Annotated in this window: 11 protein-coding genes and 4 pseudogenes; 5 read left to right on the top strand and 10 right to left on the bottom strand. The window is 63.1% G+C overall.

The features are described from left to right. The first annotated feature begins 14 nt into the window (after positions 1-14). Together AC1DYD_RS33490 and AC1DYD_RS33485 are read left to right on the top strand one after the other, a co-directional pair. Entirely contained in the window at positions 15-944 is a 930-nt protein-coding gene (locus AC1DYD_RS33490; RefSeq protein WP_478177043.1) for a hydroxymethylglutaryl-CoA lyase, read from the top strand. A 58-nt stretch (positions 945-1002) separates the two neighbouring features. Beyond that, a complete protein-coding gene (locus tag AC1DYD_RS33485) occupies positions 1003-1362 on the top strand; it encodes a hypothetical protein (RefSeq protein ID WP_478177042.1) in 360 nt (119 codons plus the stop codon). On the opposite strand, the gene AC1DYD_RS33480 is transcribed toward AC1DYD_RS33485, so the two are convergent. From AC1DYD_RS33480 to AC1DYD_RS33455, 6 genes and pseudogenes are all read right to left on the bottom strand, one after another. Beyond that, positions 1347-1658, bottom strand: a complete 312-nt coding sequence (locus AC1DYD_RS33480) for a hypothetical protein (RefSeq protein ID WP_478177041.1) — start codon at positions 1656-1658, stop codon at positions 1347-1349. The two genes, AC1DYD_RS33485 and AC1DYD_RS33480, sit on opposite strands and share 16 nt — an antisense overlap. Continuing rightward, positions 1639-1857, bottom strand: a complete 219-nt coding sequence (locus tag AC1DYD_RS33475) for a hypothetical protein (RefSeq protein WP_478177040.1) — start codon at positions 1855-1857, stop codon at positions 1639-1641. The genes AC1DYD_RS33480 and AC1DYD_RS33475 overlap by 20 nt, the downstream gene beginning before the upstream one ends. A 392-nt stretch (positions 1858-2249) precedes the next feature. Further along, positions 2250-2885 carry a nuclear transport factor 2 family protein gene (locus tag AC1DYD_RS33470; RefSeq protein WP_478177039.1) on the bottom strand — a complete coding sequence of 212 codons (636 nt, stop codon included), beginning with the start codon at positions 2883-2885 and terminating at the stop codon, positions 2250-2252. A gap of 145 nt (positions 2886-3030) precedes the next feature. After that, positions 3031-3483, bottom strand: coding sequence for an N-acetyltransferase family protein (locus AC1DYD_RS33465; protein ID WP_478177038.1), 453 nt, complete (start codon positions 3481-3483; stop codon positions 3031-3033). Between the two features lie 532 nt (positions 3484-4015). Next, positions 4016-4461 (bottom strand): annotated as a pseudogene (locus tag AC1DYD_RS33460) (Tn3 family transposase); the annotation flags it as partial. A 247-nt stretch (positions 4462-4708) separates the two neighbouring features. Then, the gene (locus tag AC1DYD_RS33455; RefSeq protein WP_478177037.1) at positions 4709-5617 is read right to left on the bottom strand and encodes a haloalkane dehalogenase; all 909 of its coding nucleotides are present in this window, start codon (positions 5615-5617) and stop codon (positions 4709-4711) included. A 408-nt stretch (positions 5618-6025) separates the two neighbouring features. Between AC1DYD_RS33455 and AC1DYD_RS33450 the strand changes: the two genes are divergently transcribed. Beyond that, positions 6026-6496 carry a 2,4'-dihydroxyacetophenone dioxygenase family protein gene (locus AC1DYD_RS33450; protein ID WP_478177069.1) on the top strand — a complete coding sequence of 157 codons (471 nt, stop codon included), beginning with the start codon at positions 6026-6028 and terminating at the stop codon, positions 6494-6496. A gap of 224 nt (positions 6497-6720) precedes the next feature. Beyond that, complete coding sequence (locus AC1DYD_RS33445) at positions 6721-7767, top strand: helix-turn-helix domain-containing protein (protein WP_478177036.1); 1047 nt, start codon at positions 6721-6723, stop codon at positions 7765-7767. A 776-nt stretch (positions 7768-8543) separates the two neighbouring features. On the opposite strand, the pseudogene AC1DYD_RS33440 reads toward AC1DYD_RS33445, so the two are convergent. After that, positions 8544-8879, bottom strand: a pseudogene (locus tag AC1DYD_RS33440) (transposase); the annotation flags it as partial. A 79-nt stretch (positions 8880-8958) separates the two neighbouring features. Between AC1DYD_RS33440 and AC1DYD_RS33435 the strand changes: the two are divergent. Further along, entirely contained in the window at positions 8959-10095 is a 1137-nt protein-coding gene (locus AC1DYD_RS33435; RefSeq protein ID WP_478177035.1) for an IS110 family RNA-guided transposase, read from the top strand. 362 nt (positions 10096-10457) lie between these two features. On the opposite strand, the pseudogene AC1DYD_RS33430 reads toward AC1DYD_RS33435, so the two are convergent. The 3 genes and pseudogenes from AC1DYD_RS33430 to AC1DYD_RS33420 form a co-directional block, all read right to left on the bottom strand. After that, positions 10458-11318, bottom strand: a pseudogene (locus AC1DYD_RS33430) (IS91 family transposase); the annotation flags it as partial. Positions 11319-11328: 10 nt separating this feature from the next. Beyond that, the gene (locus AC1DYD_RS33425) at positions 11329-12201 is read right to left on the bottom strand and encodes a tyrosine-type recombinase/integrase (RefSeq protein ID WP_478177034.1); all 873 of its coding nucleotides are present in this window, start codon (positions 12199-12201) and stop codon (positions 11329-11331) included. 243 nt (positions 12202-12444) lie between these two features. Next, positions 12445-12643 (bottom strand): annotated as a pseudogene (locus AC1DYD_RS33420) (hypothetical protein); the annotation flags it as partial.

Raw genomic sequence — 12643 nt, 5'->3', positions numbered from 1 at the left:
TGAGTTGAGAACCTATGCAAATCAAAATCATCGAAGTCGGCCCGCGAGATGGTCTTCAGAGCGAAATGAGCTTCATCCCCACTGCTCGAAAAGTCCAGCTCATCGACTCGCTCTTCGGCGCGGGCATACGCTCTGTGGAGGCGACTTCCTTCGTATCGCCCACGGCAGTCCCGCAGATGGCGGATTCTGCCGATGTCCTGCACCAGATCAGCAGGCCCGAGGGCTCCGTCGTGAGTGTGCTTGCACCCAATGTCCGGGGCGCACGCGATGCCATCCGGGCCGGAGCTGACGAACTGGTCGCATTCGTGTCAGCGAGCACAACGCATAACAAGAAAAACCTCAACCGCAGCGTCGCCGACTCACTGATCAACATCGAGGCGGTAGCCGAGCTGGCGTCCCAGAATGGAACGCCCTTGCGCGCCGCGATCTCGACTGTCTTCGGATGCCCCTTCGAGGGCGATGTGGATGTTCGTTCAGTCGTCAATATCGTTCAGGCGCTCGGGCGCATCGGAATTCGTCAGGTCACTCTGGCCGATACGACGGGGATGGCGACGCCTGCTGTGGTTCGCGCCGTATGCACAAGCGTCCGGAACGCGGTCCCTGAGGCAAAGCTCTCCCTCCACTTCCACAACACGCGCGGCCTGGGTCTCGTGAATGTGGCCGCCGGACTCGAGCTTGAGATCGACGCGTACGAATCCTCCATCGGAGGTGTTGGAGGCTGTCCCTTCGCACCGGGCGCGACAGGCAACGTGTGCACCGAGGATCTCGTGCACTACCTCCATGAGGAAGGGCACAGCACCGGAATCGACCTCGATTCGCTCGTGCGGTCAGCATGGCTGTTGGAAGAGACGCTGGGACGTCCTTTGCCTGGTCAAGTCATGCGCGCAGGAAAGCGCCTGCGGCTCTATGACGCCGGCGCGGCACCTGCCGCCACGGCACGGTGAGCGGTGCCGTCAAGAGTCCCGGCATCTGGATCGCCTTCATGTAGTCAGACCTGAACGCATGCGCTGGCGGTGGCCGCTGCGTTCACCGAAGACGGTTCCGAGCGTCGTGCCGCCGCTGCAGCTTGATTGCCTCGGTGAGCAGCTTGCATCGCTGCAGCTACGCAATGCGCGCAGCGGACACAGCTTTTCAGAAAGTGGACGTTGCGGCACCGAGGAAGGGCCGGCCTTTCGTTCAGGCATTCAGGCGCTGGCGCGGCCGCCGATGGTTCAGCGGCGTCTGGCGCCCTCGTTTCAGACAAAGCCACCGGACCCAAGCGATGTGAGCGCGCTTCGAATGCCGGCTGCGAGTGAATTGGAAGACGACATTGAAGGTCCGGTTGTGGCCGCATTCTGCCGGTCGCGCTACTCGTCTGCTTGACGGGCTTCGGCCTGCCGGCTCCATGGAGCTCCGCCATGCTCGCGCCATGCCATCCAGCCTGGTTGCACGTCGGCAAGTTGGACCAATGTCGGGTCTCGGTCGACCATGCTTTTCAGCGAGACCAGCATCTCTTCTGCCGCGTCGAAGGCGTCGCCGGTGAGGAACTGCCAAGAGCCATCCTTCGCGTCCCGCGAAGCCATGAGGACGGGTTTCACGCCATCGACAATCGACCGGACCGTCAGGCACTCTACGTTGGGCGGGCTGTCGAATGGCCAATCACGCGGCTCGGAAGGCATTGCTGGGTCCTTGAATCGGAGGTCTGGTGTTGGCCGCAACCGGCGGCTGCGGCGCCGCCTCGCTTGTGACGATGAACCCCGCGTGCTCAAGCTGACGCGACAACAGCGCTCGCGCGTGCTCAGCCACCACGCCCAGCTCAAACGGCCGACCTCCGGCCATCAATGCGGACAGGTCGCCGAGGCCGATGCCCTTTGCCAAGGGAGACGCATCTCGCAGGGCCTTCAGGGCACACGGAGCAACGTCTCCTTCCAACCACCGAACACTTACCCGGGTGACGGGTGAAGGAGGCAGCCCTTCGATGGTCGGCGAGTACGTGCCGGAGCTCTCCCAGCCGCAGGCCGCGCACCGGTCCGAGAACAACCCTCCGTGCATCGAGCGCTCAACCTGAGACGACGAGCAAGCAGGACAAACAGCTGGGTCGGTCATCTTCGATGTGGTTACAACTGAGGTTGGCTGATGAAGGTCGGATATTGGCCGGCTGGCGTCGGCCGCGTCGCTGTGCTCCAGCTGGATAGCGGACGGCGAGAGTGAACTTGAGGCGGGGCGAGAAGCGCCGCAACGAGGACGCTGCGGCGCTCACGGGTCAGCACTCAACTGCTCAATGACTCACCTGCCAGCCATGCTTTGCCGCGCGCATAGAGTTTCTCAACCTCCGGTCCAGTCAGCTGCGGCATGTCGCGCTTCACGGTGTAGCCAATCCCGGTCTGGATGTACGCGAGGTGCCTGTAGCCTTTGGGAAACTCCGAAAGCTTCGCCGGGTCAATCTCGAGTTTGGCGCTAGGGTCAACCGGGTCGACACGGTCTTTTTCATAGATGGGTTGACGCAGGACGACCCCCCATCGGCCATCTCGCTTCTCGACGAAGTCATAGAAGCGCCCCGTGCAAACAACGTCGCACAAGACGCCCTGGACGTCACCGCGCTGAGAGATGGTCATCTTGGTTTGGACGATGGCGCGGTCACTAGCCAAGTCGATGGATGTACCCCCCAAGAAGTGAAGAATGCTCACACCCTTCTTCCAACCTTCTTGCGTTACCCGAATGAACTCCTTTGCGGGGCCTTGGAACCAGGTCGCCATCATCACGCCGTCGTCGTGCCACACGGTCGCAAACCGTTCCCAGTCTCCGGCATCGCGCCAGATGGCCCAGTTTTCGATAAGGTCTCGGATAGCAAGGCGGTCAATAAGCTCGTTGTTCATGACAGGTCCCTCCAGTTGGTTGGTTTTCATCGTTTGAGCATCTTCAAGCTCTTTGCGCATCTCGGGGTAACATAACTTGAATCATGAAGGTCTCGTATAGGTCTTCTTTTGGCCGATGGTAGACCGACCTCGCCGAGCCGAGCCGAGCCGAGCGCGACCGAGCACCGCTTCAACTTCATCTGACAGGGTACTCGAGTACCTCATCATTTAGGGCGTCGATGACTCCTGTGGGAATCCATCCGAGATGTCGGTAGAAGCCATGAGAGCGAGCTCTCGGGTCGGTCGAGCACCCGAGGAAGAGCCGCGTCATGCCCGCTCTTCTGAACTCATCCACCACCAGACCGAGCAGGGCCTTGCCGATGCCGAGGCTTTCGTATTCTGGTAGCAGTGCCAGCACACCGATTTCGCCGGTTCCTCGAATTCCGAAGCAGTAGCCGATGACCTCTTGGTCGACGAGGCCAACGAATCCAAACAAGAGGTCCCCACGGATGTCCGCCTCCCAGCTTTGAGGTGTCACACCGATTGCGCTCAACTGTTCCGGAGAAAAGGCGTTTTCCCGTGTCAAACCTCTCAAAGTAAAGCAGGCAGGCGTGTCCTCGGGAACAGCTCTCCTATAGACGAGGTTCATGGCCGCATTCTCCCTGTCGGTCTCAAGCAAGACGGCGTCAATCGTCGACGTTTTGGTATTGCTCGATTTGGCACGCATAGGTACCCGGCTACGTGGAATACACCGAATAGTCGCGAGGCGAGGTGCTTGCGCAGCTGGCCAGGACGGACAGAAGAATCGCACTCGTCAGCTTTTCCACGAACCCTCCATTCAACGGTCTGACGGCCCGGGTAGAGCGTATTCTGACCAACGAGGACGCCTTCCGAGCTACTGCCAGCATAGCCAACTGGCGGGTCGTCGGGAAGGTCCGCTTGTGGCCGTGACTGCCTGTTCGCCAAACTCGCCGATAGCCGCCCTTGGCCAACAGCGTGACCACGCCGAAGGTCAGCTACCAAGCGCGGCCGCGAACTGGTGCTCGCGGCCATGAGCTGCCAGTCGCAGAATCGCTGGCTACGTCTGCTTCAGCTGATTGCGGGAGTTCGCGGCGGGATGTCGACTTGGCAGTCCTATGGCCGTCTTGGGATCGTCAACGCGATCACGACGAGTTCGTGCGCTACTCATGCACTGCCTGCCGGGCAACGGAGCGCCTTGCCCTGATCAGCGCCTTCGCGTATCGCTGCACCCCAAAGTTGAACGTACCCCGGAAATTGATGTGCTCGAAATGCACCGGTCCAAGGCGGCGCAGCCAGGCATCCTCGACGTCCATGCCTTCCTTTCGCCAACGGTCGACCACCGCCTGCATGCGCGCCGTGTTCCATGCGATCACGATATGGGTGAGCAGGGCGTGCACACCGGAGATAGCGTTGCGTTCGTCTCGACGCCGACCTCGCTCGGGCGAAATCCGTCCAAAATAGATGGCCCGCTGCAGCCTGGTGTACCGACTCGCCACGGTTGAACAGTGCATGCAGTTCTCGCCGGAAGCCCCGGGGTGGTGAAGTAGTCGCACAGGAACATCGTTCTGAGCAGCCGTCCAAGCTCTTCGGCACCCCGACGTCCCTGACCGGCCACCCCTGGCGGCGCTTCCCTACAGACGCAGCCCGGGCCGCGCTGGGGCGATGGGCGAATCGATTCGGCTGGTCAAGGCACTCAACGTCGGTCTTCACATGACGATTGTCACGGCGGTGCCGGCGTGGCCGGCGCCGCGTATGGCGTCGTCGCGGTGTAGGTCACGCGGCCCTTGTTGGTCGAGGTAACGTAGGGTCAAGCCGCCCCGTCAACCAGTGGAGCAAACCGGCCAGACTTGCTTTTAGGCTAGCCCGCCAACTTCAATACGACTGACTACCTCAAGCACGAGCCGCGCAAAGGTTTGCGCATCGTCCTCCTGCATGAAGTGGCCACCGCGCAGCGTGGTGTGGGGTTTGCAGCGCGTGCCTGGCACGCGCTGCAACCACGGGGCGTCCCAGCCGCGCGTGATCGGATCGCCGTCGCTGAAGCAGCATACGAAGGGCTTGTCCCAGCGTTCGAAGACCTGCCATGCCTGGCGATTGGCCTCGCTCGCTGGATTGTCCGGCCTCACCGGCACGAGCGAGGGATAGACACGCGCCCCAGCCTTGAAGTCCGCCGATGGGAACGGCGCGTCATAGGCCGCGCGTTCGGCTGCCGACAGTTTTCTCTTGGTGCCATATTGAACGATGCGGCCGATCGGGAACCAGGGGCTGTGGTTCGCGAAGGTACGCCACAGCATGAATGCGCGTGAAATCCCGGTGTCACCGGTGGGCAGCCCGCCGTTGCCCATGAGCACGGCCGCAAAGCGCTCAGGCATTTCGGCGGCCAGACGCAGGCCAATCAGCGAGCCCCAGTCCTGGCACACCAGCGTGATGCCGCGCAGGTCGAGCGTCTCGACCCAGTGGCGCAGCCACGCCACCTGGCCTGCGTAGCTGTAGTCGTCGGATTCGACCGGCTTGTCCGACTTGCCGAAACCGATTAGGTCGGGCGCGAGCACGCGAAGACCCGCTGCCGCAACCGGCGGGATCATGTGCCGGTACAGGAAGGACCAGGTGGGTTCACCGTGCAGCATCAGCACCGGCGGTGCGTCGCGTGCGCCTTCGTCGACATAGTGGAGGCGAAGTTCGGGCGTCACATGGTGATAGTGGGGAACGAACGGGTAGTCGGGCAAGCCCGAAAAGCGCTCGTCCGGTGTGCGCAGTGCTTTCATGTGTGCTTCTTGACCGCACAGGCGGCAGTGATGGGAAGCCTGAATCATCGACCAGCGGCCATCGGCGCACGATGTCGTTTGGTGACACCTGCCTGTCCATTCCAGACAAGTGCAGGCCCGAGAACATGCTCCGACCGATCCACCCGGATAGCCTGGCGATTGGGGCGGTGCCGCCAGTGGCAGCCTCACCGCTAGCGTGGCGTCTTCGGACAAGCAGGTGTCGGCAATTGACATATCCCGATTCGGCCCCGCCAAGCACTATTCGTCTGTGGTCGCTGCGCATGGCCGAGAAGGCTCAAGAAGGAAGCGCAGCCGCCACCAAGGTACGCAGCCCTGGCGGTCCGTCCAATGGACTTCGGGCCTCGGTCAACAACTGCAATTTTCAACCCCAAGGAACTCATCATGCCCATGCAATACGAAAACATCGACACTGCCGTGATCGACACCGAGTCGCTGCCCTGGATCCCCTTTCTGCCGTACGCAGAGAACGTCTTCCTCAAGCTGTTGAAGGTCGATGCGGTGCGCGGCGAGTGGATCACGCTGCTGAAGGTGCCCGAGGACATGCAGCTGCCCAAACATCACCATTCAGGCACGGTGATGGTCTACACCATCAGCGGAAAGTGGCGCTACCTGGAGCACGACTGGACGGCGGGCCCGGGCAGCTTCGTGTTCGAGACGGCCGGAACGCAGCACACGCCGGTCGGCTGCGGCGAGGGCGAAATCGTCACCCTGAACATCGTGCAAGGCGACTGGAACCTGATGGGTCCGGAAGGCCAGGTGCTGGCGATCGAGAATTGGAAGACGATGGTCCAGCGCTACCTGGACTACTGCAAGCGGACTGACACCCAACCGGTCGACGTCACCAGTTTCGCCGTATGACGGCCCTATGCACCGCAGGCCGCGCCGGGAGCACCGGGCCCGGCCTGCATTGACATTCCAGGGTTGGATAGCCGGCAGGGGGCCATCTTCGTGCCCGCCGGCTATCCGCTCCAGTCGAGGGTTGTCCTTGTCGACAATACAAGGTCCCATGGCTAGTATTCGTGCGTGTCAACAGATCGACGCGTCGACATGGCCGACTGCCCAGGAACCAGCGGAGTGCCGCCTTGGCGGCCGTAGGCAAGCGCTTCCCGACGCGCTACCTGGTGCCGCTGCTTGACCAGCTACGCCGCCAGGGTGTGGAGGTCGCGCAGCTGCTTCACATGGCCGGGTTGGACGTGGGGCGCTTCGAGGCGCGCGATGCCAGGCTGCACAGCGCCGAGTTCGAATCCTTCGTCACCTCCGCGCAGCGCCTCACCGGCCGCGGCGATCTTGGCTTCGAAGCCGGACGGCTGATCCAGCAGACCATGCACGAGTTGCTCGGCTTCGGCATGCTGGGCTGCCGCAACGTCGATGAGGTGCTGCGGCTGGTGGTGCGGCACCATCACCTGATGATCGAGACCTTCGTGTTTCGCTATCGTCGCATTGGCACAGGAGTGGGCGAGGTCAGCTACACGCCGGCGCTCAACATGTCGCAGCTACTGCTGAACTTCCATCTGGAAATGCTGGCGATGGCCTTCCACAACCAGGTGCGGCTTTTTCTTGGCGGCGATGTGCCCGCATACGACGTCTATCTGTCGATGCCCGAGCCGTCGCATGCCAAGCGCTATGACGCCTTCGCCCCAGTGCGCTTCCACTTCGATCCCGCGGCGCTGCCGGGAATACGTTTCGTGATGGGGGCTGACCTGCTGGACCGAGCGCTACCGCTGGCCAACCCACGCATGGTCGAGGACATCGATGAGCGTTGCGCGGCGATGGGCCAGCGCCCGGCCAGCAGCGCCGAGGGCTGGGGCGACTTCGTCGGCATGATGCTGCGACAGGCGCATGGCGACCTGACGACGCTCGACGACCTGGCTCTCCACGTCGGCGTCTCGGCACGCACCATCGACCGCCATTTGAAGAAAGAAGGCCTACAGTTCCGCCATCTCGCGCAGCAGGTGCGTTTCGAGCGCGCCTGCGAACTGATGAGTGCACGGACAGCCACGGTCGCCCAAGTTGCGGCCGAACTCGGCTTCAGCGATGCCGCCAATTTCAGCCGTGCCTTCCGGAGGGTGGTGGGCATGACGCCTGGCGAGTTCCGGCGGCGGAGAGGCCCGGTCAACGCTGCGCAATAGGCGTACAGTAAATGACTTCGCTTGCCGGTCCCATCGAATGCTCGCATTGCTAGTCAGCCCGGCAACGGAGTGACTTCACCAATTCGACAGCTCCTGGATCAGCCTTGCCTAGATGTCGATATTGGCGAAGCTCGCAACGATCGAGTTGCGCGCCAGCGCCCGAAGGAAGCCGTTTTAGAAGGTTTTTGTCGTGCGACACGGTAGCTGCGCCGCCGGTGCGACACTATTTGTCCGCCGTTTCCCGCATCGTGAGATTGCAGGTGTCCGACCCGTCGGGCTGGGGGCCGCGGGATCCTCGACAAGTCGTTGCGGCCCGCTGTCATCGACGGCCGGTCGCCTACTGGATCAGGCGGAGGATGTGGGGAGCAGGGCCGAGCAGCGAAAGGGCACGGCGGGCAGAATGCGGCGGACAGCCGGATTTGTTTAGGGTTGTGAGATACCTGCCCGGAGACTGGCGCAGAGCGATGCACGACGACGACCGGAGGGCAGGTGTCGCACAAGCCTCGAGGGAGGAAACCGCGGAGCAAGCCACAGCGGGTGTTCAGGGCACCGACGCTATGGGGATTTGGGCGGGCGCAGGGTGGTCTGTGATGGCGCGTGACCGATGCGCGCATACCCAGCCTGGCTGGGACGGACCCCTCGCAGCGCAGCGCCGCGCATGCTGCGGCGCGCGAGACTGGCTGCATTCAGTGGATGGCCGCTGCAGGCACGCGCCGATCCTGCCGCTAAGCACACACCGCTCATCGGCACCGATCGCAGGTGGGATGCACAGCCAATCATGACAGTGGAGGTGCGCGGATCGCCGCACCGTGAACGAAGGTCTGCACGATGGCCATGGCATGGCCGCAGTGCCGACAGATGAATGTGGAGCGTACGGCGTGAGGGTCGGTGCTGATGGTTTCGGCACTCCCTGCCGCAGCCGTTGGCACTGGCACCGCGAGCAAGAGCTCGCGCGCCGCAGCCAGACTCGCCTTGCGCGAGCCATTGGCCAGCAGCCCGTAGTGGCGAATGCGATGGAAGCCGCCGGGCAGCACGTGAAGCAGGAACCGGCGCATGAACTCCTGGGGCGACAGCGTCATGGCCTTGTAGCGCGTCTTGCCCTTGGCSCGGTAGATGCTATGTGGGACTACCCGAGCGAGACCCGTTTAGCTAAAACGGGATTTCCTTAACTTCTTGGCAAAGGAGATGGAAATGTCAACAACCCAGACAGCCCCACAAGTCAAGGATACGGCGATCCTGAGCGAGATGTACATGAGCTTCGAACTTGGCGACAAGTCCTGGAAGGTGACGGCGAGCGATGGCCACCGCGGGCCGAGCCGGTACAACGTGGACCCGGGCGACACGGCCGCAGTTGCGCACTGCATCGACCAGGCCCGGGAGCGCTGCAAGCTCGAGCCGCAGGCCAAGGTGCACTCCTGCTACGAAGCCGGCCGCGACGGCTGGTGGCTGCATCGCTGGCTGATAGAGCAAGGTGTTGACAACATCGTGGTCGACTCTTCCAGCATCGAGGTGAACCGACACGCCAGGCGGGCCAAGACCGATCGGCTCGATGGCGACAAGCTGTTGGCGATGCTGTTGCGCCATCATCGTGGCGAGCGTGTGTGGTCGGTGGTGCATGCGCCTACGCCCACGGACGAAGACGCGCGTCGCACGCATCGCGAGCTCGTCCGTCTGACTCAGGAGAGGACCTCACACATGAATCGCATCGGCGCGCTGCTGGTGCTGCACAACTTGCGCCCGCACGTCGTCATCGGCGGACGCGACTGGCCTGCCTGGTGGGCGCGCCATGGCGAGCAGGTTCCGCCTGTCTTGCGCGCCGAGATCGAGCGCGAGAGCGCGCGGTTGGGGCTCGTCAAGCAGCAGGTCAAGGCGATGGAGGCCGAGCGGCGCCAGGAACTGGCCGACGGCAAGCAGCCGCTGGTGGCGCAACTGGCGCAACTTCGCGCCATCGGGCCCAAGGGTGCCTGGGTGCTGGTCAAGGAGCTGTTCGGCTGGCGTCACTTCGCCAACCGGCGCGAGTTGGCCGGCTGTCTCGGGCTGACGCCCACACCCTACGACAGCGGTGGCAGCCAGGTGGAGCAAGGCATCAGCAAAGCCGGCAACAAGCGAGCCCGAACGTTGCTGATAGAGCTCGCCTGGAACTGGTTGCGCCTTCAGCCCGATAGCGCACTGACCCAGTGGTTCAACCGACGCTTCGCAGGCGGTGGCAAGCGGATGCGCAGAGTGGGCATCGTCGCCTTGGCGAGAAGACTTGCGATCGCGCTCTGGCGCTATCTGCAGAACGGCGAGATTCCGGTTGGGGCCACGCTCAAGCCAGCCACCGCTTGAGGCCCTGTCAGCCCTCGCCCTGAAGCACGACTTGCCAAGGAACGCATCATCATGATCAAAGGTCGACGCGCCCGATGGAAGGACGGGTCACTGCTCACAAGTGACCGTTCGAATAGAAGGGGTGCCTCGGTAACCGGGGTTTGCCAGTGCGCTTTGCGCGCATGCAGCATGAGGTGCTGGGTGTTCACGCCCAGCACGGATAGAAGTTCGTCCGAGCCACTGGCTCGAACGCTCGCCACACCCCGACCTCGGATCGGCATGCATCGCCAACGCTCCGTGCAGCTGTCTCATCCGCTCAGCTATACCGAGGGACTGCCATGAAATACCGTTGATCAAAAAGGCTTGACGAACGAGTCCCCATAGAAGTCCTTCCAACGGAAGGTGACGCCGCGATCGTCAAGAGAGATCAGCCGGCTGTTGGAGATTGCGACCCTGTGCGTGTAGTGCGAGAGATAGGCCAGCACCGCCTCGGGGCCGGCGAACGGGCGCTTGGCGTAGACCACCCATTCGCACTTGCGCAGCGGTGCGAGCCACTCGGCGAACGCCTTCGCGTTGGCCAGTGCGGCGTACTCGCCGAAGAATTGCAGCCGACCGGCTCGATGTGCGTCCTGGAGTTCTTCAAGGAAGCGCCGCCGGAACAGGCGCGACAGCACACGCACCGGCAAGAAGAACCCCGGCCGACAGGCGATCCAGCGTTCGCCGTCGGGCGCTACTCCGCCGCCCGGAACAATCCCATGCACATGCGGGTGATGCGTCAGCGCCGATCCCCAGGTGTGCAGGACCAGGGTAGCGCCGATGCTTGCGCCAAGATGCTTCGAGTCAGCCGCGATGGTCGCCAAGGTCTCGGCGGCCATGTCGAACAGCAAGGAATAGATCGTGGCCTTGTTGTAGTAGGCGATGGCGCTGATCGGCGCCGGCAAGGTGAAGACGACGTGGTAGTACTCCACCGGCAGCAGATCGGCCTGCCGGGCATCCAGCCAGCGTCTTGCCGCGCCGGCCTGGCACTTCGGGCAATGCCGGTTGCGGCAGGAGTTGTAGGCGATCTGGTCGTATCCGCAATCCTCGCAATGCAGCACATGGCCTCCCAGCGCCGCGCTGCGGCACTGTTCGATGGCCGACATGACCTTGAGCTGGCCCAGGCTCAGATGACCGTGCTGCGCCTTGCGCCAGTCGGGACCATGGGTTCGGAAGATGTCGGCAACCTCCGGGGCGCGATGCGCCATGAAGGCGCAGCTATGCGGGCTGGCTCTCCAGTGGGCTGACGACAGCACGCAGCACCCTGGTGCCCACGTGGGTGTAAATGGATGTGGTCTCCAGCTTCTTGTGCCCAAGCATCACCTGGATCACGCGAATGTCCACCTTCTGCTCCAGCAGGTGGGTGGCGAAGCTATGGCGCAACGTGTGCATCGATACACGCTTGTCGATTCGGGCTGCTGCGGCGGCAGCGACAACGGCGCGATTGAGTTGGCGCGCAGTCAACGGGTTCAGTGGGTCCATGCCTGGGAACAGCCAGCCATGGGGCAGCATCTTGCCCTGAGAGTGAGCCAGGCGCCACCAGGCGCGCAGCCGCTCCAGCAGCACGGGCGAGAGCATCGCATAGCGATCCTTCTGGCCCTTGCCCTGATCGACGCGCAGGGTCATGCGTTGGCTGTCGATGTCGTCGACCTTCAGCGCGACGATCTCGCCCACGCGCAGGCCGGTGCCATAGGCGATGGACAAGGCAGTGCGGTACTTGAGATTGGACGCTGCCGCGATCAGGCGTACGGCCTCGTCGTGGCTGAGCACCACCGGCAGCTTCTGCGGAACACGCACATAGCTCATCCTGGCCATCACGTCATCGCGCCCGAGCGTGACCTCGAAGAAGAACCGCAAGGCGGTGATGGTCGCGTTGATCGTGATGGCGGAGACGCCGCGATCGACCAGGTGCAACTGGAACCGCCGGAGATCCTCTGCGGTGGCGGTGTCCGGGGAGCGCTGGAGGAAGGCAGCGAGGTACCGCACGGCACGGATGTAGCCGGTCTGGGTCCTGGGTCGAAGCTTGCGCAGGCGCATGTCGTCCAGCATGCGCTGGCGCAAGGGCGAGATGGCTTGGGTGGATGCGGTCATGGTCGTGCTCCTGTCGAGGGACGAGGCCGATTGCCTCGCACCCAACATAGACAGGGACGCGATGACTGAAGACGCCGTGGTCTTGGCGGCGGGCTACCGCGGCAGCGGTTTAGTCCTTGGGCGGAGCTGTCAGGATTTTTGTGTTCGAGGCGGTTGGTGAATTTGCGCTCGACTGATTTCTCTGATGTCTTCAGGCCCCTGCCAGGCCGCCGGAGGCGCCCCGGTTGAGCGATGTACTCATGCTCAACCTCCTGATTTTGCGTTGCCTTGGGCCGCATGCGTGAAACGCTCTTCGTAGAGGATCGCGAATTGATTCATCGCCTCCTTCCAGTTGTGCGCTGCGCGTCCCCAGTCGGCCGTGATGTTGCGCAGCGCCAGCCAGATCAGCTTGGAAGCCGCATCGTCACTGGGGAAGTGCCCGCGCGACTTGATGATCTTGCGC

Source organism: Variovorax sp. P4_B11 (genome assembly GCF_056402355.1).
Note: the sequence above shows the minus strand (reverse complement) of the source record. Positions and strands in the feature narration are given on the sequence as shown.

Excerpts from the sequence above, each read along its gene's own strand:
- AC1DYD_RS33490 (WP_478177043.1), top strand. The coding sequence starts at position 15 with ATGCAAATCAAAATCATCGAAGTCGGCCCGCGAGATGGTCTTCAGAGC.
- AC1DYD_RS33450 (WP_478177069.1), top strand. The coding sequence starts at position 6,026 with ATGCAATACGAAAACATCGACACTGCCGTGATCGACACCGAGTCGCTG.
- AC1DYD_RS33470 (WP_478177039.1), bottom strand. The coding sequence starts at position 2,885 with ATGAAAACCAACCAACTGGAGGGACCTGTCATGAACAACGAGCTTATT.
- AC1DYD_RS33485 (WP_478177042.1), top strand. The coding sequence starts at position 1,003 with ATGCGCTGGCGGTGGCCGCTGCGTTCACCGAAGACGGTTCCGAGCGTC.
- AC1DYD_RS33425 (WP_478177034.1), bottom strand. The coding sequence starts at position 12,201 with ATGACCGCATCCACCCAAGCCATCTCGCCCTTGCGCCAGCGCATGCTG.
- AC1DYD_RS33435 (WP_478177035.1), top strand. The coding sequence starts at position 8,959 with ATGTCAACAACCCAGACAGCCCCACAAGTCAAGGATACGGCGATCCTG.
- AC1DYD_RS33465 (WP_478177038.1), bottom strand. The coding sequence starts at position 3,483 with ATGAACCTCGTCTATAGGAGAGCTGTTCCCGAGGACACGCCTGCCTGC.
- AC1DYD_RS33455 (WP_478177037.1), bottom strand. The coding sequence starts at position 5,617 with ATGAAAGCACTGCGCACACCGGACGAGCGCTTTTCGGGCTTGCCCGAC.
- AC1DYD_RS33480 (WP_478177041.1), bottom strand. The coding sequence starts at position 1,658 with ATGCCTTCCGAGCCGCGTGATTGGCCATTCGACAGCCCGCCCAACGTA.